The following is a 400-nucleotide window of genomic DNA, read 5'->3' as shown; positions in this document are numbered from 1 at the left end:
CAACATGGGGTGCCCGGCCAAGAAAGTGATCGGTGGATTGTCTGGTTCGGCGCTGATGCGTGAGCCGCAGCTGGCGCTGTCGCTGATCGAGGCGACCGTGAAGGCGGTGAAAGTACCGGTCACTGTCAAGATGCGGCTCGGTTGGGACGAACAGTCGATCAACGCGCCGGAGCTGGCCCATGCCGCTGAAGAGCTCGGCGCGCAGATGATCACCGTCCACGGCCGCACCCGCATGCAATTCTACGAGGGCAGGGCGGATTGGGACCGGATAGCGGAAGTCTGCGCTCGGATAAAGCTGCCGCTGATCGCCAATGGCGATGTCGAAACTGCTGATGATATCGCCACGATCCTCCGGAAATCCGGTGCCGATGGGGTGATGATCGGCCGCGGCTCGCAGGGT

1 protein-coding gene is annotated in these 400 nt (G+C 62.8%); it reads left to right on the top strand.

Going from position 1 to position 400, the window contains the following annotated elements; translation table 11 throughout:
- The coding region (locus AC1D0P_RS31040) for a tRNA dihydrouridine synthase (RefSeq protein WP_477680238.1) at positions 1 to 400 on the top strand (400 nt) is incomplete at both ends.

Source organism: Polaromonas sp. P1_G2, from assembly GCF_056405515.1.
This window is presented reverse-complemented; position numbering and strand designations above follow the sequence as displayed.